Consider the following 20226-nt stretch of genomic DNA (forward strand, 5'->3'; position numbering starts at 1 on the left):
GCTAACCACGGCGGATGGCCGACCGACGGCCGGGCGACGTCCAGAGGGTGAATGCCAGCCGCCGGTGCGGGTCCCAGCCCCCCCCGACCTCACGAGAGCTCGCCGTCGAGGCCGTCCAGGCGGCCCGCCCGCCGGACCAGCAGCGGACCCGCGAGAGCGCTCGCGGCGCCCACCCCGAGCGAGCCGACGAGACCGAGCCGCGCAGCCCCGACATCGGCTGCGGCCGTGACCTGAACGGGCGCACCCGTGTCCGGGTCCGCGGCGGTCGGCGGGGTCGTTGGCTCCGGCTCCGGCACCGGTTCAGGCGCAGGCGGCACAGGGGTCGGGGCGGTCACGGGAGGCGGCGTCGGCCCGGTGGGCTCGGACGGCTTCTCCGTCGGTGCCGGCTCCGGGTCCGGGGTCGCCGGGGGCTCGTCCGCACGGCACCGGCTCGCGACCGACCCGGTATCCCGCAGCGTCGCTGCGAGCGCGTTCGTCCGCGCACGCTCGGCGTCCGACAACGGCGCGTACCCCGCCGGCAGCAGCCCCTTGGCCTGACCGACGACCTGCCCCGCGCCCGCCGCGTGCTCGAGGAGCTGCGCGTACTGGACACGTGCCGTGTCGTCGGCGCGGCACACCGCGACCGCCGCCGAGCTCACGAGCGTCAACGGGTACGCACCGAGCGTGCGTCGTGACGGGTCCGTCGCGACGACACCCTCCACGCCGCCCGCCGCCTCGACGGTCATCGCGTCGACCGCCTTGCCGATCGACGCGACGTTCGCCGCGACGGGCTGCCCGGCAGCGTTGACCAGCCGGGCGGTGCGCAGCCCGAACCGCTCCGCCGAGGTGAGGTCCGTGATGGCGAGCGCGAAACGCTGCCCCGGCAGCTGCCCGCCGGAGGACGTGAAGCCTGCTGGCACCTTCTCGATGTCCCAGACGATCTTCGCGCCCGAGCTCGCCCGCTGCACGCGCGCCGCGGCGTCCGACATGTCCGTCGTGTAGGGCCGCAGGTCGAGCGTGCCGTAGCCCGGCTCAGGGACGAGGTCCGACTGCCGGTACGTCGACAGGTCCGTCTTGGGGAAGGAGTCCGTCGTGGGGTCGGTCGCCAGGCCGAGATCGGCATACGCGGGGTTGACGACCATCCCGTGCTCGTCCGGCTCCCCCGCGAGGAACGCCGCCGCGTACGGGTCCGACCGCAGCCACGCCCACACCGCAGCGTTCGCGTCCGACGACCCGAGCGCCACCATGAGCCCTTCCGGGGCGGCGGTCCGCACGAAGCTCGCGAGCTCCGGGTTGAGCTCGACGAGCTCCGGGTCGTTCGTGACCGACTGCGGGTTCCCCGCGATCGCCTTGCCGCCACCACCGGGGACGTCGGCGCGGTACGACTGCGTGAGCAGCTTGGCGACGAGCCTCGCGTTGAGAGTCAACGAGTCGAGCGGCGTCCCGGCCCGGCTCTGGTCCGCCCCCGCGGCGGGCTGGCGGTCAATCTGGAACGCCACGACGAGCGCCGAACGCGTCACCGGCGCGTACAGGACCGCGTCCTTCGACCAGCGCGGCGCGTCACCCGCGTCAGAAGGCTCTCCCGGCTGTGCGGGGTCCGCGCTCGCGTCCGCACCGGGCGCGTCGAGGACGGGCCGGTTGAGGACCGCGAAGCTCGGGGCGCTCGGCGACTCGGACCGCAGCTGCTGGCGTGCCTCGGCGTCGCCCACCTGCGAGTAGCCGTACGTCGTCCCCGTGCGGCACAGTGCGCTCTGCCACGACGTCATCGCATGGCTGAACAGCTCGTTGCCGACCAGCCTCCGCTCGGCGGCGCCGATCGCGCACTGGGAACCGATCGGCAGCATGTCGAGCGGGAAGACGAGCCGGTCGTCCCAGACGGACGCCGTCAGGGGCGAACCGCTCACGGACCCCGACGTGACGCTCTCGGCGTCCTCTCCCGCGGGAGTGACACCCGACCGCGGGACGACGACGAGCCAGCAGCGGTTCCCCGCGCCGTCGCGCGTCGGCACGCCGCACCCGAGGTGCGGCGCCTCGAGCGCCGTCTGCACCTCGAGGACCGCGTCACCGGTGCCGTCCGCGCCGGTCCGCGCGGCCGTGATCTCGTTGGTGCTCGCCGGGGTGAAGTACTCGGACACGTCGAACACCCGCGTGCCGTCGACCGTGCGCAGGGGCACTGCGTACGCCTTGAGGTTGGGGTTCGTCAGCGGCGGGGGGAGGCGCACGTCGTCCCCGTAGTCCTGCGCCGGGTCCTCGTTGGCGCGGAGGGCGCGGGTACCGACACGGTCGCCGAGCATCGCCGCGATCGACGAGCTCGGGGCGCCCCACTGGCACTGGTCGGGGGCTGGGCCGGTCTCGGCGTCGCCCCAGCACTGCATGATCTGGACGAAGTCCGTCGCGAACCGTCCCGGCGAGGTCGGTCGTCCTCCCGACCAGCTCACCCGGACGCCCTGGTGCGCGACGTCGGCGGTCTGGGACACGGTGACCTCGAGGCCGCGGAGCGCGGCGCGGGCCGGGTCACCGGGAGCGCGCTCGACGCCGAAGCCCGGCTCCTCCCACGCCTGCGTCATCGCGCTGGCCGTCGCCCCGATCGTGCCGGGGGTCACCGGCACGACGACGCTCGGCGCCCTCGCCGCGAGCGCCTGGGCGCTCACGGCCGTGCCGATCACGGACGAGGTCAGGCCGAGGACCAGGACGAGCGAGCCGGCCCGGCGCAGCGCTGCCGCCCGCCTCACCGTGCACCCGCCGAGCGCTCGCGCCGCGCGCCGATGACGCGCCCGACAGCCGGCGGCAGCACGACCGCGGCGAGGACCGACGCCACGACGGCTGCGAGCCCCCAGCCGCCGACCGGCTTGCGCTCCGTCTCGACAGGCAGGGCGATGACGTTCGTGCACACGCCCGTGTCCGGTTCGCACACGACCGGACCTCCCCCGCTCGTCGCGCCGACCTGCGAGACGTCCGGGCCGCCCGGCACGGTGCCCCCACCATCGGGGGAGCCGCCGTCGGGAGCACTCCCAGGCCCGCCGGTGTCGCCTCCCGGTGTGCCTCCCGGGTCGCTGCCGCCGTCGTCGCCGGGGTTGGCAGGTGTGCCGTCAGGCTGCCCGCCGGGACCGCTGCCGTCGTCCTTGCCGGGGCCGTCAGGTGTGCCTGTGGGCGCTCCCGGCCCACCGCACGTCGCGCCCTTGCGGTCGCACTCCGCAGGCATCGGCGCGTTCTTCGCGAGGGTGTTGGTGCCGTCCTTGGAGAACGTCGGGTTGTTGCACTTCGTGATGTCGACCTCCTGAGCGTCGACACCAGGGATCTTGCGCACCTGCTCGAGCCCGGCCTCGACCAGGTTCATCGGGAGCGGGGAGTAGCCGAGGACGTCGGCCTGCTGCTGGCCCTCGCACAGGAAGTAGTAGGAGAAGGCCCCGAGCGTGCGGCCCTTCGCCTCGGTGAAGCCCGACTGGACCGACGTCGGCACGACCATGTAGCTGTACGAGGACAGAGGGTAGGTGCGACGGTCCTTCGACCCGTACACACCTGTGAGGTCCTGCGTGAGGTACGCCGCTGACTTCTCGTCGTTGTTGATCTTGGCCTCGAGCAGGCCGACCGCGACGTTCTGCGCCGTCGGGCCGACGTAGTACCCGGCCGAGTTGAGGACCTTCGCGACCGGGTACCCGGTCTTGAGGGCGTACGAGTACTCGACGTAGGTGATCGTCCCCTGGTTCGCGTTCTGGGCGACATAGCCGGAAACGCCCTGCGAGTTGGGCTGTGCGACGAACCCCTTTCCCGGGAGCGTCGGGAAGTTCGACGTCATGCCGCAAGGGGTCGCCCGTCCAGCCTTCGCGCAGTAGGCGTCCCACAGCGGCCTGTGCTGGTCGGCCATCCACGCGGTGAACTGAGCCGTCGATCCCGAGCCGTCCGACCGCACGACCGGCACCACCTTGCGGGCGGGGAGCGCGACGCCCGGGTTGTCGGCAGCGATCGCGGGGTCGTTCCACATCGTGATGACACCCGTGAAGATCTTGCTGACCACGTCACCCGAGAGCCGCAGGCCGGTCAGGCGCTTGCCGCCGACCTGGAGGTTGTACATGAAGGCGGTGCCGCCCGCGACGATCGGCATGTAGGCGAACGAGCGGCTCGGCAGGGTGTCGAGGACACCGTTGTCGGTGAGTCCGTAGGGCGTCTCGGTGACCGCGAAGTCGACCGTTCCCGCCTTGAACTGGTTGCGGCCGTCCACCGAGCCGGTCGACGCGTAGTTGACGCGCATCCCGTACTGCTCGACGTTGCGGCGCCACTGGTCGACGGCGTTCGAGCTCCACGACGAACCGCCGCCGTTGACCGGGACGTACGTGGCGGCCTGAGCGGTCGCCGGCGCGAGCAGCGCGAGGACCATGCTGAGGACGAGCACCGCACGCGTGCGGTGGTGGTGCGAGTTCATGACTCCTCCGGGGCGGGGACGACGAGCTCGGTGGCGGGGGTGCCTGACGAGGGACTGCTGTGCGCGGGGACGGGAGCCGGTGTGCCCCTGCCACGTCGACGCAGGGCGCGTGGAACGGCACGACGGCGCAGCGCACCGGCACGACGCCGCAGGACGCCCGCCCTGCGACGCACGCGCGCCGGCATCGACCGCAGACGCGCTCGCCGTGCCGCGCGGGCGAGCCGTCGAGACTCGCGCCGCGCGGGCGTCTGCGCGCCGATCACCCGGGCGACGACGAACAGCAGGACGACGAGCAGCATGAGGACGGCGGCCGTGCCGAAGCCGCGCGCGATCATCGTCGGCTCGGGCGACTTGACGAACTGGAAGATCGCGAGCGGCAAGGAGACCATCGGGCCGGTCGTCGGGTCCGTGTTGAGCGACGCCGTGAAGCCTGAGGTGAGCAACACGGGCGACGTCTCGCCGATGCCGCGCGCCGTCGCGAGGATGACCGCCGTCGTGAGCCCGGAACGGCTCGTCGGCAGGACGACGCGCACGACCGTGCGCCACTGGCTCGCACCGAGCGCGTACGACGCCTCGGTGAGTGTCGCCGGCACGAGCCGCAGCACGACGTCGGCGGAGCGCACCATGATCGGCAGCATCATGATGCTGATCGCGACCGACGCGGCGAGCCCCGACTTGTCCACGCCGAGCGCGAGGATCACCGTCGCGTAGACGAACAGGCCCGCGACGATCGACGGCAGCGCCGTCATCGCCTCGACGACCGTCCGCACGAACCGTGCGAAACGTCCCGGGAGCTGCGTGAGCAGCAGCGCCGTCGCGAGGCCGAGCGGCACCGTGATGACCAGCGCGATCGAGATCTGGACGAGCGTCCCGACGATCGCGTGCACCACGCCACCGTCCGAGAGCGGGTCGAGCGGCCCGGCCAGCGACATGTCCTCGGTGAACAGGTTGAGGTGCGCGAGCGCGGGTGCGCCGCGCACGATCGTGAAGACCACGATGAACACGAGGGTCCCGACGACGGCCGCGGCGAGCAGGTGCACGACGACGGTCACGAGACGGTCGCCGACCGCGATGCGGTCCTCCGCGTAGGACGCGAGCAGCGCGTAGAGCCCGAGGAACAGCACGAGGCAGATCGCTGTCGCGCCCAGCAGGCTCGTCACCGGGAGGATCCGCGTCGTCAGGAGGACGGTGAGCGCGAGCGACGCGAGCGCCGCGCCGCCGAGCGCGAGCACGTCCGTGACCCGCACACCGTGCAGCTCGCGGCGCGGCTGCCGCGGCGTCCGGCCGGCCGACGGGCTGCGCGGCGGGGGCACGGTCGTCGCGGGCTCGGCGAGCGGCGTCTGGACGTCGCGCGGGGGCCTGGTGCGGAGCACGGGACGGCGCTCAGGGGCGATGGTCATGTCGGGGCCCCTAGCTCGACGCGCCCGAGCGCGACCGTGCCGCGATCGTCGACGCCGCGAAGTTCACGACGAGCGTCATGAGGAACAGTGCGAGGCCGGCCGCCATGAGCGCCGCCATGCCGAAGGGTGTCGCCTCGCCGTAGCGCAGGGCGATCAGCGACGACACGGAGCTCGCGCCGTTCTGCAGGATGTGCGGCTGGATCACGAAGACGGGCGAGATGATCATGTAGACGGCGATCGTCTCGCCGAGCGCGCGGCCCAGGCCGAGCATCGTCCCGCCGACGATGCCGCCCGTGCCGTACGGCAGCACGACCGAGCGGATCATCCCCCACCGCGTCGAGCCGAGCGCGAGCGCCCCCTCCCGCTCGCCGACCGGCGCCTGGGAGAACACCTCCCGCATGATCGACGTCATGATCGGAGTGATCATCATCGCGACGACGATCCCCGCGACGAACGTCGACGACGTGAACACGGTGACGGTCTGCAGCGGGTCGCCCGGCGTGAAGCCGTCGACGCGCAGGAACGGGAGCACCGGGCCGAACGTCTCCGAGAGCCACCGCGCCAGCCCGGTGACCGCGCCCTGCAGGAAGAAGAAGCCCCACAGCCCGTACACGACCGAGGGGATCGCGCTCATGAGGTCGACGAGGCTGACGAGCGTCGGCCGCAGGCGGGCCGGGACGTACTCGCTGATGCACAGTGCCGTGCCGAGCGCGAGGGGCAGCGCGAGCCCCACGGCGACCGCCGCGATGAGCATCGTGCCCACGATGATCGCGGCGATGCCGAACCGACCTGCGTCCGGCTCCCACGCCTGCGTCGTCACGAACGACCAGCCGGCCTGCCGCAGCGCGGGCCACGCCCGCACGCACAAGAACACCCCGACGAACAGCATGATCGCCAGGACGGACACTCCGCCCACCCGCAGCACGCCCCGGAAGACGCGGTCTGCGGGAGCGCGTCGGGTACCGAGGCGGCGCGGCCGGTCGGTCGACGGGAGCGTCGCCGCCGGCACGGAGCCAGGCAGGAACGTCAGGGGTGGTGCAGTCGTCACGGGGTGACCTGTCTCGTCGGCGCGCGCAGCGGTTCGCGGACCGGCCCCGCACGGTGCAGCCGAGCGCGGTCCGGCGTGCCCACGCACGCCAGAGCCAGGGTGGGGCGCGTCACAGGCGCAGCGGCGTCGTCGGCCGTAACGGGTGGTGACGCGTGCGTGAACCTTTGCCGCTGCTCCCGGCGATCCCTCTCGCGCCTGCCTGCCCGGGCGCAGAACAGGGACAATGGGCTGCGTGACCGACATCCTGCAGGGCTTCACGATCATCGCCGTCGTGATCCTCGTGGGTTTCGTCATCGGTCGCATCGGGCTGCTCGGGCCTGCGGCCCGTCCGGTGATCGCGCGCCTGACGTTCTTCGTGCTGACGCCGTCCCTGCTGTTCACGGTCATGCTCGACGCCGACCCGGGCGACCTGCTCACACCGCTCGTCCTCGCGTCCGTGACCGCGGCAGCCGTCGTCTTCGTCGTGTTCGCGCTCGTGGCGCGGCTCGTGTGGCGCCGCTCGGTCGCGGACACGGTCGTCGGTGCGCTGAGCTCCGGGTACGTCAACGCGAACAACATCGGCCTGCCCGTCGCCGCCTACGTGCTGGGTGACGCGACGCTCATCGCGCCCGTCATCCTCGTCCAGCTCCTCGTGATCTCCCCGGTCGCGCTCACGCTCCTCGACTCGTCGACCTCGGGGGTCGTCACGCTGCGCAGCGTCGTCGCCCAGCCTGTGCGCAACCCGATCATCATCGCGTCGGCGCTAGGCCTGGGCGTGTCGCTCCTCGGCATCGACCTGCCTGACGCCGCGGTCGAGCCGTTCCGGATCATCGGGGGCGGCGCGGTGCCTCTCATGCTCATCGCGTTCGGCATCTCCCTCGCCGGCGGCCACATCCTCGAGCCGGGGCCGCAGCGCCGAGACGCGTTCCTCGCGTCCGCCCTCAAGCTCCTGCTCATGCCCGCTGTCGCGCTCCTCGCAGGGCTCGCGCTCGGGCTGCACGGCGACGACCTGTTCGTCGTCGTGACGCTCGCAGGGCTGCCCACCGCGCAGAACGTCTTCAACTACGCGCAGCGCTACGAGGCGGGCGAGGTGCTCGCCCGCGACACGATCGCCGTGACGACGCTCGGCGCGCTGCCCGTGCTCATGCTCGTCGCGGCGACGCTGCACTGAGGCCAGCACCCGCGCGCGCGGCGGGCGCAGCGGCTACTGTCCGAGCATGGCTGACAACGACGTCATCATCATCGGTGCGGGCCTGTCCGGGCTCGTCGCCGCCGCGACACTCACGGCGCGCGGCACGCGCGTCACGCTCCTCGACGCAGAGCCACGCGCCTCGCTCGGCGGGCAGGCCTTCTGGTCGTTCGGCGGGCTGTTCCTCGTCGACTCGCCCGAGCAGCGCCGCCTCGGCGTGAGGGACTCTCCCGAGCTCGCGTTCGACGACTGGCTCGGCTCCGCGCAATTCGCCCCAGGCGCCGAGCGTGGGGAAGGTCCCGACCGGTACGGCTACGCGTGGGCGCGACGCTTCGTCGACTTCGCCGCGGGCGACATGCGGCCGTGGCTGCACGGCCTGGGCGTGCGCTGGTTCCCGCTCGTGCAGTGGGCCGAGCGCGGCGGTCACCTCGCCGGCGGGCACGGCAACTCCGTGCCGCGGTTCCACGTCACGTGGGGCACGGGGCCGGGCATCCTCGAGCCGTTCGTGCGGGCGGCCGTCGACGCGCACCGCGCAGGGCTGCTCGAGCTGCGCACGCGCCACCGCGTGACGTCGCTCGTGACGACGGACGGCCGCGTCACCGGTGTGCGTGCGGACGTCCTCGCGCCCGACGGCGTGGGTCGCGGCGAGCCGTCGAGCCGCGAGGTCGTGCGTCGGGTCGAGCTGGGTGCGGGCGCCGTCGTCGTCGCGACCGGCGGCATCGGCGCGAACCACGACCTCGTGCGGGCCTCGTGGCCCGCGAGCGCGGGCCGTCTGCCGGACGACATGCTCTCGGGAGTCCCCGACTCGACGGACGGCGAGATGCTGGCACGCGCGACCGAGGCTGGCGCGGCGCTCGTGCACACGGACCGGATGTGGCACTACCCCGAGGGCATCGCGATGCACACTCCGGTCTGGTCGCGGCACGGCATCCGCATCCTGCCCGGGCCGTCGTCGCTGTGGCTCGACGCCGACGGCGGCCGCCTGCCCGCTCCGCTCTTCCCCGGGTTCGACGCGCTCGGTGCGCTGCGGTACATCACCGGGCGCGGCGACTCCTACTCGTGGTTCGTGCTCAACCGGCAGATCATGGAGACCGAGTTCGCGCTCTCGGGCTCGGACCAGAACCCCGACCTGACGGGGAAGGACCTGCGCCTCCTCGCGGAGCGCGTGCTGCCGGGCGCCGTCGGGCCCGTCGCGCGGTTCGCCCAGGAGTCGGAGGACTTCGTGTGGGCGCCGACCGTCCGCGAGCTTGCTGCAGGCATGAACGCGCTCACAGGCGAGGACCGGATCGACGCCGGTGCGCTGGAGCGCATCGTGGCGCTCCGCGACGCGCAGGTCACGTCGGGCCTCGGCAAAGACCCGCAGGTCGTCGCGACGGCGCGGGCCCGCGAGTTCGTCGTCGACCGCCTGATCCGGGTGTCCCCGCCGCGTCCGTTCATCACGCCCGACGACGGTCCCCTCCTCGCCGTGCGCCTCCGCGTCCTCACGCGCAAGACCCTCGGCGGCCTGCACACCGACGTCGACGGTCGTGTGCTGCGTCCTGACGGCGAGGTGCTGCCGGGGCTGTGGGCGGTCGGCGAGGCCGCTGGCTTCGGTGGTGGCGGTGTGCACGGGGAGCGCGCGCTCGAGGGCACGTTCCTCGGCGGGTGCCTGTTCTCCGGGCGGACCGTCGGCGAGGCGATCGGCTGACGGCCGCACGCCCGGTGAAAGAGGGCGCGGCCCCGGTCGATGGGGACCGGAGCCGCGCTGACGGGCGGCGCGCGTTCGGAGTCTCGGGGGATGACTCCGAACGTCTGCGGCAAGGGTGGCAGCACATCTTCTTGGCAGTCGTCGTGGCCACCCGCACCCGTTCATCCCACCTATCGGACGCGCCGCAGGAAGTTGAGGGGTCCGCCAGGTGTGTTCTGACGCCCCTCGCGAGCCCCGTCTCCGCACGCCGCCGCGCGGTCAGGACAGCAGCTCGCGCACGTCCTGCGCGCTGAGGCCCGACCCTCCTGCCGCACCGCCGTCGAGCACCGACGTGAACAGCGCAGACTTGCCCGCCTTGAGCGCCATGACCTTCTCCTCGATCGTGTCCTGCGCGACAAGGCGGTACACCATGACCTGCTTGGTCTGCCCGATGCGGTGCGCACGGTCGACCGCCTGCGCCTCCGCCGCCGGGTTCCACCACGGGTCGAGCAGGATGCAGTAGTCGGCCGCCGTGAGGTTCAGACCGAAGCCACCCGCCTTGAGCGAGATCAGGAACACCTTCGTCCCGCCCGACGTGAACCGCTCGATCGTCTCCTGACGGTTGCGCGTGCGGCCGTCGAGGTACGAGTGCTCGACGCCGCGCGCGATCAGCCCGTCACGCACCTTGCCGAGGAACTGCGTGAACTGGCTGAAGATCAGCACCGAGTGCTCCTCGGCCAGGATGTCGTCGAGCATCTCGAACAGCACCTCGAGCTTGGACGACGGCGCATGATGCTGGCCCACCGCCCCGCCCCCACGGTCCGCGCCGAGTCCGTCGACGGCGTCGTCCCCCGGCTCCGCCGGCGCGATGTGCGGGTCCGCGTCCGCGACGAGCGACACGTCGAGGGCCGCCTGCCGCAGGATCGTCAGAGAGCGCAGCACCTCGAAACGGTGCCCGTCGAGGTCGTCGACGAGCCCGAGGACGCGGGCGCGCTCGCGGGCGAGCAGCCGGTCGTACACCTTGCGGTGCCGCGGGTTGAGGTCGACCTCCGTGACCGCCTCGATCTTCGGCGGGAGGTCCGCTGCGACGGCCTCCTTCGTGCGGCGCACCATGAACGGTCCGACCCGACGCCGCAGCTGCGCGAGCCGCACGTCGTCGCCCTTGCGCTCGATCGGCCGGGCGAAGTGCTCGGCGAAGCGGGTGGGGCTCGGGAACAGGCCGGGGCAGACGATCGACATGATCGACCACAGCTCCATGAGGTTGTTCTCGAGCGGAGTGCCCGTCAGCGCGATCTTCGTCGGCGTGCGCAGCTTGCGCGCGCACTGGTAGCCGACGGACTGGTGGTTCTTGACGAACTGCGCCTCGTCGAGCACGAGCGTCGACCACTCGAGCGAGTCGTACGACTCGAAGTCGAGGCGGAACAGCGCGTACGACGTCACGACGATGTCCGCGTCGCCGATCTCGTCCGCGAGCGTGCGGCCGCGCCGCTTCGCCGCAGTCGTCGAGACGGAGACGGTCGTGAGGTCCGGGACGAAACGCCGTGCCTCGGCGACCCAGTTGCCGACGACGCTCGTCGGCGCGACCACGAGCACGGGCGGGCGCCGCGTGCCCGGAGCTGCGCCGTCGGGCTGGTCCTCACCGAGGAGGTGCGCGACGAACGCGAGCGTCTGGATGGTCTTGCCGAGGCCCATGTCGTCCGCGAGCACACCACCGAGGTGGTGCTCGGCGAGGAACGCGAGCCAGTCGAGGCCGTCACGCTGATACGGGCGCAGCTCGGCGTGCATCGTCGCCGGGACGTCGATGCGCGTGGGCGCCCCGCCCTGCGCGAGGGCTCCGAGCGCGTCGCGCCACTGCGCGGCCTGGTCACCGACGACGCCGATCGCCTCGAGCTCCTCGAACAGCGTCGCCTGAAAGCGGGAGACGCGCAGCGGGCCGCCCGTGCCCTCCTGCATCGCGCGGGCCTCCGCGATGATGTCGCGCAGCCGCTCGAACCGTGGGTCGTCGAGCGCGAAGTAGGAACCGTCCGCCAGGAGGAGGTGGCTCGAGCCGGCCGCGATCGCCCGGAACAGCACCTCGTACGGGACCTCCTGGTCACCCACCGAGACGCGCACCTGAAGGTCGAACCAGTCCCGGTCGTTCTCACGCTCGGTCGTGTCGACCGTGACGTCGACGTGCTCGACGAGGCGATAGTCCACGCCCTCGCCGTGGACGTCGATCTCGAAACCGGGGATGCTCGCGGCTACGGCGTGCAGCTCGGGGAGCTCCTCCGCGAAGAACGTGACCGTGTCGAGACCGCTCAGCTCCTCCGTGCCGACGCCCTGCTCGAAGCCCCGCTCGACGTGCTGCAGCAGGCGTGGCACGACGTCGAGCACGCGATCGAGGATCGCGTTCTCCGCGGCTTCGTCACGCATCGCGCCGAGCGCGGGCGTGCCGAGGTCCGCGGTGAGCAGGGCAGGCCCGAGGGCCTGCGACGCGGCGTCGTCGGCGCCGGTCGGCGCGTACCGCCACTCCCAGCGCAGACGCGTGTCGTGCGACGGGCTGCGGTCGACGTCGAGCCACAGCGTCGGCTCGGGCGCGGCAGGCATCGCGACGCCGTCAGCGACGACCACCTGGTCGACGAGGCCGCGCAGGCGCGGCAGGACCTGCGCGAAGAACCGCTCGACGTCGTCCTCGGGCACGAGCAGCGGCGACGGACGATCGAGCAGGCTGACGACCGACGGGTCGAGCGGACGCGTCGCGGCGAGGCGCAGCGTCGTCGACCGGCCCGGCTCAGCCGTGCCACCCCAGCCGAGGATGCCCGCGGCCGGCTCGCCGAGCCGCACGAGGTTCGGCGTCTCGCGCCACTTGCGCGGCAGGTCGAAGCCCGCCGAGACGCGCAGGCCGCCCTCCTTGCGGCGGCTGTGCGAGATCTTCAGCACGACCGGCACGGGGCGCGGCTCGAAGACGAGCTCGCTGCGGTCCGGGTGCAGGAACGGCACGCCCGTGCGGTGCGCCTCCGTCAACGCTGCCCACAGCGCCGGGCCGGGGAGCCGCTCGATGTGGATGCCGAGGACGGACGAGTTGAGGTAGTCGACGTCGCCGAGAGCCGCGAGCGCACGCAAGGCGGTGAACTGCTCGGGCGGCAGCGAGATCGACGCGTCCGGGTAGCGGAAGTCTTGCCACGACACGCCCTGGCGCACCCACGTGCCCGTGCGGCCCTTCGCGAGAGGGCGGACCGTGACGTTGACTCCGGAGACACCAGCCCCGCGCGACGTGCGGGTCACCGGCGTGACCTCGACCATCAGCGCGACCTCGGTCGTCACGCGCGTCCCCCACGGGGTGAGCGCGGGCGGCGCGGCGCGAGGAGGAGGCGGGGCGTCGTCGAGCAGGCCCTCGAACGTGCGCTGCCACTCCGGCTTGGACGAGTAGTCGCGCGCGGTGCGCTCGCCCTCGCGGCCCGTGGCCGCGTTCGAGCCCGTCGCCCGAGCATCCGGAAGGGTGTCGAGCGAGCGTTCGCGCGCCATGAGCGTCAGGAGCGTCGCGGCGACGTGCTTGCAGTTGAGGCGGACCGGGCAGCTGCACGTACCGTGCCGCGGCCGCGCCGCGTCGCCCGTCCCGCTGAGGTTCACGACGGCGACGTACTGCTCGTCGTTCGACCCGGTCACGTGCCCGACGACGGTGCTCCCGTTGCGCGCGACCGACACGACACGGCCGTTCGCCCGCACGTCCTCGCCCCGGGCGAGCACGGTGCGGCCGACGAGCGCTGCGATCTGGGCGTCGGTGAGCATCTGACCAATTCTTCCACCAGTTGGGGCGAGATGCGGCACCGTCCGCCTCCCGGCCCGCGCACCGGTCGTGCCCGGGACGTAGATTCCTCCCGTGGCCACCGTCCCGATCGACCCCGAGACCCTCGGCCGGCTCCTCGCCGGACCGGGTGTGGTGCTCCTGGACTTCTGGGCTCCGTGGTGCCGGCCGTGCCACTACTTCAAGCCCGTGTTCGAGGCCGCGTCGGAGCGGCACCCCGACCTGGTGTTCGGCAGCGTCAACACGGACGAGCAGCAGGGCCTCGCCGCGCGCTTCCACGTCGCGTCGCTGCCGACGCTCGTCATCCTGCGCGACGGCGAGATCGTGTACTCCCGCGCGGGCGTCGCGCGGCTCACCGAGCTCGAGGCGCTCATCGACGCGGTGACAGCAGGCCGCTGAGCCTGGTCGTGCATGCGAGGCGGCGTCGCGGACGACTGTCGGACACGCCTGACAGACTGCCCGCATGCGCATCCTCGACGGGCGTCCCCTCATCAGCGCGAGCGACATCACCGTCGCCGCGACGTGCGAGCTTGCGCTGCTGCGAACCCTCGATGCCCGTCTCGGACGCATCCCCTCCCTGCCCGTCGACCCGGACGCGATGCTCGAACGCACCGCCGAGCTCGGCGCCGCCCACGAGGCTCACCTCCGCGAGACCTACCTCGGCCGCTTCGGCGCGTACGACCCCACGACGGGCCGCGGCCTCCTCGAGCTCCCCGGCGACCCGCCGCGAAGCACCCAGGACCTGCTCGACCGCCGCGACCTCACGCTCGACGCGCTGCGCGAGGGGGTCGACGCGGTCTACCAGGCCGAGCTCTTCGACGGCACGCTCTCCGGACGCGCCGACTTCCTCGTCCGCACCGACGACGGCTACGCCGTCTACGACACCAAGCTCGCCCGGCACGCCAAGGTCACCGCCGTCCTCCAGCTCGCCGCCTACGCCGACCAGCTCGAGCGGGCAGGCATACCCGTCGCCCCCGAGGCTCACCTCGTCCTCGGCGACCGCACCACGTCGTCCCACCGCGTCGCCGACATCGTGCCGCTCCTGCGGTTCCGTCGCGCCCGCGTCGAAGCCCTCGTCGAGCGGCACATGCGCGCGCCAGGACCCGTCGCCTGGGGCGCACCGGGCATCACCGCCTGCGGACGGTGCGACACCTGCCAGGAGGAGGTCGCCGCCCACCGCGACGTCCTCCTCGTCGCCAACCTCAGCGCCGTCCAGCGCGCCCGCCTCCACACGGCCGGCATCGAGACGATCGACGACCTCGCCGCGAGCGACGGCCCCGTCCCCGGCATCTCGGGCGGGACGCTCGCGACGCTGCGCGCCCAGGCCAGGCTCCAGGTCGTCCAGTCCCCGCCCGGCGGGGACGGCCCGCTCCACCCGGACGGCCGCCCGGTCGTGACGTTCGACGTTTTCGCACCCGAAGCCCTGCGCCGACTGCCTGCGCCCGACCCGGGAGACGTCTTCTTCGACTTCGAGGGCGACCCGCTCTGGCCGCAGGACGGCTCGACCGACTGGGGCCTCGAGTACCTGTTCGGCCTCGTCACCGAACCGACCGCCGGGAGCGACGACCCACCGTTCGTCCCCCTCTGGGCGCACGACCGTGCCGACGAGAAGAAGGCCCTCGAAGCGTTCCTCGCGCTCGTCGTCGAGCGGCGTGCCCAGCACCCCGGCATGCACGTCTACCACTACGCCCCCTACGAGACGACCGCGCTCAAGCGCCTCGTCGGCAGGCACGGCGTCGGCGAGGACGTGCTCGACGACCTGCTCCGGTCCGGCGTCTTCGTCGACCTCTACGCGATCGTGCGCGCGTCCCTGCGGACGTCGCAGCCGTCCTACTCGATCAAGTACCTCGAGCCGCTCTACGCACCAACCGCCCGTGCAGGCGTCACCAACGCCCAGGACTCCATCACCGAGTACGCCGAGGCGTGCCGGCTCCGCGACTCCGGCGACGTTGATGGATTCGCGACGAAGCTCGACCAGATCGGCGCGTACAACCGCGACGACTGCATCTCCACCCGTGACCTGCGCGCCTGGCTCCTCGACCGCGCGAGCGAGCACGGCGTCCGCCCTCCGCTCTCCGGGGCGCCCGCGCCCTCGACCGCCGACGACACGACCATCGCCCAGACCGCCCCGAACGAGCTCAGCCTGCGCATCGAGGCCGCCCAGGCGGCCCTGCATGCGCGCGTGCGCGACGACGTCGCGCGCGCCGACCGCACACCGGACGAGCAGGCGCTCGCGATGCTCGCCGCCGCGATGGACTACCACCGGCGCGAGGAGCGCCCCGCATGGTGGGAGCACTTCGACCGGCTCGCCACACCGGTCGACGAGTGGACCTCACGGTCCGTCTTCCGCCCGACCGAGACGACGCCAGGCACCCTCGACGTCCACGCGTCTGACTGGGTCGCACCGGTCAAGCCGAAGCGCACGTGGTCCCGCACGCTCACCGTCGTCGGCCAGCTCGAGCCCGGTACGGACCTCACCGAGGGCTCGACCGTATGGCCCGTCTACCGCGGACCCGCGTGCGACGGGATGAAGGACTCCGCGACAGGCGACCTCGTCTGGAACCCCTCCGGCGCGACGATCGTGGAGATCCGGTCCGACGGCGAGCAGACCGCGCTCGTCCTCACGGAGACCTGCCCGAGCGGACGGAGCGGCTGGGCCGCGGCCCCGGTCGCGCTCGCACCCTCGATCGCTTCCCTCGGCAAGCCGCTGTCCACGGCCATCACCGCGCTCGCCGAGCACGTCGTCGAGACCCTCGGCGCGCGCCAGGACGGCGAGCCTGAGCTTCCGGCGTCGGCCGTGCTCGACCTGCTCCGCCGCCTCTCTCCGCGGCTGCGCGACGGCGCCACCTGGCCGTCCGAGGACGAGCGCGAGAAGAACCTCCTCGGCGCGATCACCCGCACCGTCCGCGCGCTCGACGGTTCCTACCTGGCGGTCCAGGGCCCGCCCGGGACGGGCAAGACGTATACGGGCTCGCACGTGATCGCGGACCTCGTCGCCAGCGGCTGGAAGGTCGGCGTCGTCGCGCAGTCGCACGCCGTCGTCGAGAACATGCTCCGCGCCGTGGAGAAGGCTGGCGTCGCGCCCAACCGGATCGGGAAGAAGCCTGCCAACGACGCGCCCGCCGTCGCGGGCGACCCCGACCGGCCATGGGTGCCGCTCAAGGACGAGAGGACCTTCACCAGCTTCTTCGCCCGGCACGCGGCGGCCGGCGACGGATACGTCGTCGGCGGGACCGCGTGGGACTTCGCCTCGGCGCGCAAGATCCCCGACGGCGGCTACGACCTGCTCGTCGTCGACGAGGCCGGGCAGTTCGCCCTCGCCAACACGCTCGCGGTCGCAAGGGCCGCACGCAACGTCATGCTGCTGGGCGACCCGCAGCAGCTCCCACAGGTGTCGCAGGGCATCCACCCCGAACCCGTCGAGACGTCAGCGCTCGGCTGGCTCATGGGCGACCACACGACGCTCCCCGACGACCTCGGCTTCTTCCTCGCCCAGTCGTGGCGCATGCACCCCGCCGTGTGCGCCGCCGTCTCGCGGCTCTCGTACGACGACCGGCTCACGTCACGTCCCGGCACGGCAGAGCTGCGTTCGCTCGACGGAGTCGAGCCAGGCGTGCGCACCGTGCTCGTCGAGCACCACGGTGACGCGACCGTCTCGGACGCTGAGGCCGACGAGGTCGTCACCCAGGTCGCTGCGCTCGTCGGGCGCCGCTGGCACGACCCGGCCGCCAAGCCCCCGGAGGACCGGCCGCTCACCGCCGGCGACATCCTCGTCGTCGCGGCCTACAACGCGCAGGTCGACGCGATCCGGCGCCGCCTCGACCGCGCCGGGTTCCATGAGACCCGCGTGGGAACGGTCGACAAGTTCCAGGGCCAGGAAGCACCCGTCACGATCGTGTCGTTCGCTGCCTCGAGCGCCGCCGAGGTACCCCGCGGCATCGGGTTCCTGCTCAACCGCAACCGGGTCAACGTCGCCGTGTCCCGCGCCAAGCATCACGCCGTGATAGTCCGCTCCCCCAGGCTCGTCGACCACCTGCCCAGCACTCCCGACGGCGTCGCCGAGCTGGGCGCGTTCCTCGGCCTCAGCCCGCAGCATCAGGTGTCACCCGCCCCCACCCGGCCGAGAGGATCCCGGTGAGCCAGCCGCCGCCCCCGCACCGTCTTCCCGTCGCCCCAGGTCCGTGGGGCGCCAGCCGAGAGGCGAGCGCGTCGCTCCGCGGTGTCGAGTCGTGGCTGGTGATGGCGATCTTCACGCTCGTCGGCGTCGCGCTCCTCGCCGCCAGCCTGACCGAGCGACGCTGGCCCGCGGCTGTCGCCGGCGTCTGCTTCATCGCCTCAGGTCATCTCGCGCGCCGCGCCGCGCGCGCCCACCGGCGCCGCACCGACGCGATCAGCGACGTCGATGCCCCCTCGTTCCTCGTCAACCGCCCCCGCGACTACCTCCCCGAGATCCGCTCGCTCCTGGGCGCCATCGGCCTCGTCGCGGTCGCCGCCGCGACCATGGCGCTCACCGCGTGACGGCGCGGCCGTCCCACGGGCGCACGGCGAGATGGTGACGGCACCGCGCCGCATACGACTCCGCACCACCGACAAGCTCGGGCCGGGCCTCGCGGACCCCAGCACCCGAGCCCCCGGCAGCGTCGCCGGTAGTGACAGCGCCAGCAGCGACGACCCGCTCGTGGAACGCGGCGTCCGCGCCGCACACCGAGCACACCGCGGTCAGCCGCGTCACCGACTCCGCGAGCGCGGCGAGCGACGGCATCGGCTCGAACGGTCGAGCCTCGAACGTCACGTCCAGCCCCGCGACGATCACGATCAGGCCCAGCCCCGCGAAGCGCTGCACCGCATCGACCAACGCTGAGCCGAAGAACTGCGCCTCGTCGATCGCCAGCAGGTCCAGCCCTTCCGCGCGCACCGTCGCGACGTGCTCCTCGAGCGCCGCCACGTCCGAGATCGGCACCGCCGGGACCGCGAGCCCGCTGTGCGACGACACCGCGCCCGCACCGCGCCGCGTGTCCACCGCGTGGTGCACCACCTCGACCGACCGGCCCGCGAACCCCGCCCTCCGGACGCGCCGGAGAAGCTCCTCGGACTTGCCCGCGAACATCGGTCCGCTGATCACCTCGACCCTGCCCGCCGGAGCGAGCCGCCCGCGCACCACGTCGTCGACCATGACCCCAGTCAAGCACCCGCAGCAGCGACGCCGTAGGTCACGATCAGATGCGCTCAACCCCCCGATCACCTGGCGTGAAGCGACGTCCTGTGTGATCATCGTGCAACGCAATATTGCCGACGCATTTCCTGAAAGACACGATGTGGTGTCTTTCGGTCATCAGGGGTTATCAGGGCGCCCAGGCGCAGGCATGCTTCCGGTGTCCGACCGGACGCCGGGCAGCCGGAGCCCCTTTCGCCCAGGCCCCGCGTACGCCGCCGAACCCACCGGAGGAAACATGAATCGCAGGCTCTCCACGGCCGTCGCACTGACCGCCGCAGCCGTCCTCGCACTGACCGGCTGCTCCGACAAGTCAGCAGAGCCGAGCTCCAGCTCGACAACCACCGGCGGTGGGTCCACAGCCCCGGCAGACCTGTCGATCGTGCCGCTCCTCCAGATCGACAAGGACGGTGCCGAGGTGCCCGCCTCCTCCGGCGGAGACGTCGCCGACCCGGCCGGTGACGGCACAGCCAAGTGCGACCCCGTGACGATCGCGATCGCTGGCGCCTTCACCGGAGCGAACGCGGCCCTCGGACTCAACATCCAGTACGGCGCCAAGGTCGCCGTCGACGCGCACAACGAGGCCAACCCCGACTGCCAGGTCACGCTCAAGCCGTTCGACACCGAGGGTGACCCGCAGAAGGCGACCCAGGTCGCTCCGTCGATCGTCTCCGACGAGAACGTCATCGGCCTCCTCGGCCCGGCCTTCTCCGGCGAGACCAACGCGACCGGCTCGGTCTTCAACCAGGCAGGCCTGCTCTCCCTCACCGCCTCGGCCACCAACCCCGACCTGACGGGCAACGGCTGGAACAACTTCTTCCGCGGGCTCGCCAACGACGCCGTCCAGGGCCCCGCCGTCGCGAAGTACCTCGTCGACACGGCCGGCTTCACTAAGGTCTGCGTCATCCAGGACGACTCCGACTACGGCATCGGCCTCGCCGAGGAGATCACCGCAGGCCTCGGCGACGCCGCCACCTGCACCGGCTCCGTCAAGACCGGCGACAAGGACTTCTCCGCAACGGTCGAGGCCGTCAAGTCCGCCGCCCCCGACGCGGTCTTCTACGCCGGCTACTACGCCGAGGCGGCCCCGCTCGCGTCGCAGCTCAAGGACGGCGGCGTGACCGCGAAGTTCGTCTCCGCCGACGGCACGAACGACCCGCAGTTCGTCACCCAGGCAGGCGCCGCGTCCGAGGGTGCGCTGCTCTCCTGCCCGTGCGGCCCCGCACCCGCAGAGTTCGAGACGAAGTACACCGAGGTCAACGGGCAGGCTCCCGGCGTCTACTCGACCGAGGGCTACGACCTCGCGACGATCATCCTCAAGGGCATCGACTCGGGAGCCAAGGACCGCAAGGCGCTCGTCGACTTCGTCGCGAGCTACTCGGGCCAGGGCCTCGCCCGCAGCTACGAGTGGGACGACAAGGGTGAGCTCGCCAACGCGCTCATCTGGATCTACGAGGTGAAGTCCAGCTGACGACCCGAGCGGCCGGCCCTGCACACAGGGCCGGCCGCTCTCGTCCGTGCAGCTGACCGGCGCGGCAGCGCCCCACCT

12 protein-coding genes are annotated in these 20226 nt (G+C 72.5%); 6 read left to right on the forward strand and 6 right to left on the reverse strand.

What is annotated here, in order from left to right:
• Positions 1–89: 89 nt before the first annotated feature.
• The 4 genes from HF995_RS03195 to pstC are packed head-to-tail and all read right to left on the reverse strand — an operon-like array spanning position 90 to position 6847.
• Entirely contained in the window at positions 90–2711 is a 2622-nt protein-coding gene (locus HF995_RS03195) for a hypothetical protein (protein WP_168446331.1), read from the reverse strand.
• On the reverse strand, positions 2708–4399 hold the full coding sequence (locus tag HF995_RS03200) for a phosphate ABC transporter substrate-binding protein PstS (protein WP_168446332.1): 1692 nt from the start codon (positions 4397–4399) through the stop codon (positions 2708–2710). The genes HF995_RS03195 and HF995_RS03200 overlap by 4 nt, the downstream gene beginning before the upstream one ends.
• Positions 4396–5799 (reverse strand): phosphate ABC transporter permease PstA, encoded by a 1404-nt coding sequence (gene pstA / locus HF995_RS03205; protein WP_168446333.1) that lies wholly within the window; start codon positions 5797–5799, stop codon positions 4396–4398. Before pstA ends, HF995_RS03200 begins: the two co-directional genes overlap by 4 nt.
• Before the next feature lie 10 nt (positions 5800–5809).
• Positions 5810–6847: a phosphate ABC transporter permease subunit PstC gene (gene pstC, locus HF995_RS03210; RefSeq protein ID WP_350308709.1), complete on the reverse strand. Its 1038-nt coding sequence runs from the start codon at positions 6845–6847 to the stop codon at positions 5810–5812.
• 223 nt (positions 6848–7070) lie between these two features.
• Between pstC and HF995_RS03215 the strand changes: the two genes are divergently transcribed.
• The gene (locus tag HF995_RS03215; protein ID WP_210727064.1) at positions 7071–7997 is read left to right on the forward strand and encodes an AEC family transporter; all 927 of its coding nucleotides are present in this window, start codon (positions 7071–7073) and stop codon (positions 7995–7997) included.
• Between the two features lie 46 nt (positions 7998–8043).
• Positions 8044–9702 (forward strand): FAD-binding dehydrogenase, encoded by a 1659-nt coding sequence (locus HF995_RS03220; RefSeq protein WP_168446336.1) that lies wholly within the window; start codon positions 8044–8046, stop codon positions 9700–9702.
• Between the two features lie 258 nt (positions 9703–9960).
• On the opposite strand, the gene HF995_RS03225 is transcribed toward HF995_RS03220, so the two are convergent.
• Positions 9961–13449: a DEAD/DEAH box helicase gene (locus tag HF995_RS03225; protein ID WP_168446337.1), complete on the reverse strand. Its 3489-nt coding sequence runs from the start codon at positions 13447–13449 to the stop codon at positions 9961–9963.
• A 91-nt stretch (positions 13450–13540) separates the two neighbouring features.
• On the opposite strand from HF995_RS03225, the gene HF995_RS03230 reads away from it, so the two are divergent.
• From HF995_RS03230 to HF995_RS03240, 3 genes are all read left to right on the forward strand, one after another.
• Complete coding sequence (locus tag HF995_RS03230; protein WP_168446338.1) at positions 13541–13864, forward strand: thioredoxin family protein; 324 nt, start codon at positions 13541–13543, stop codon at positions 13862–13864.
• Positions 13865–13928: 64 nt separating this feature from the next.
• Positions 13929–17603 carry a TM0106 family RecB-like putative nuclease gene (locus HF995_RS03235; RefSeq protein ID WP_168446339.1) on the forward strand — a complete coding sequence of 1225 codons (3675 nt, stop codon included), beginning with the start codon at positions 13929–13931 and terminating at the stop codon, positions 17601–17603.
• A complete protein-coding gene (locus HF995_RS03240) occupies positions 17600–17983 on the forward strand; it encodes a hypothetical protein (RefSeq protein WP_168446340.1) in 384 nt (127 codons plus the stop codon). The genes HF995_RS03235 and HF995_RS03240 overlap by 4 nt, the downstream gene beginning before the upstream one ends.
• Here the strand turns inward: HF995_RS03240 and HF995_RS03245 are convergent.
• Entirely contained in the window at positions 17973–18638 is a 666-nt protein-coding gene (locus HF995_RS03245; protein ID WP_168446341.1) for a thymidine kinase, read from the reverse strand. The genes HF995_RS03240 and HF995_RS03245 overlap by 11 nt on opposite strands.
• Positions 18639–18915: 277 nt before the next feature.
• Between HF995_RS03245 and HF995_RS03250 the strand changes: the two genes are divergently transcribed.
• Positions 18916–20148 carry a branched-chain amino acid ABC transporter substrate-binding protein gene (locus HF995_RS03250; protein WP_168446342.1) on the forward strand — a complete coding sequence of 411 codons (1233 nt, stop codon included), beginning with the start codon at positions 18916–18918 and terminating at the stop codon, positions 20146–20148.
• Positions 20149–20226 lie beyond the last annotated feature (78 nt).

It is taken from the genome of Sanguibacter hominis ATCC BAA-789, from assembly GCF_012396185.1.
Classification (GTDB): domain Bacteria; phylum Actinomycetota; class Actinomycetes; order Actinomycetales; family Cellulomonadaceae; genus Flavimobilis; species Flavimobilis hominis.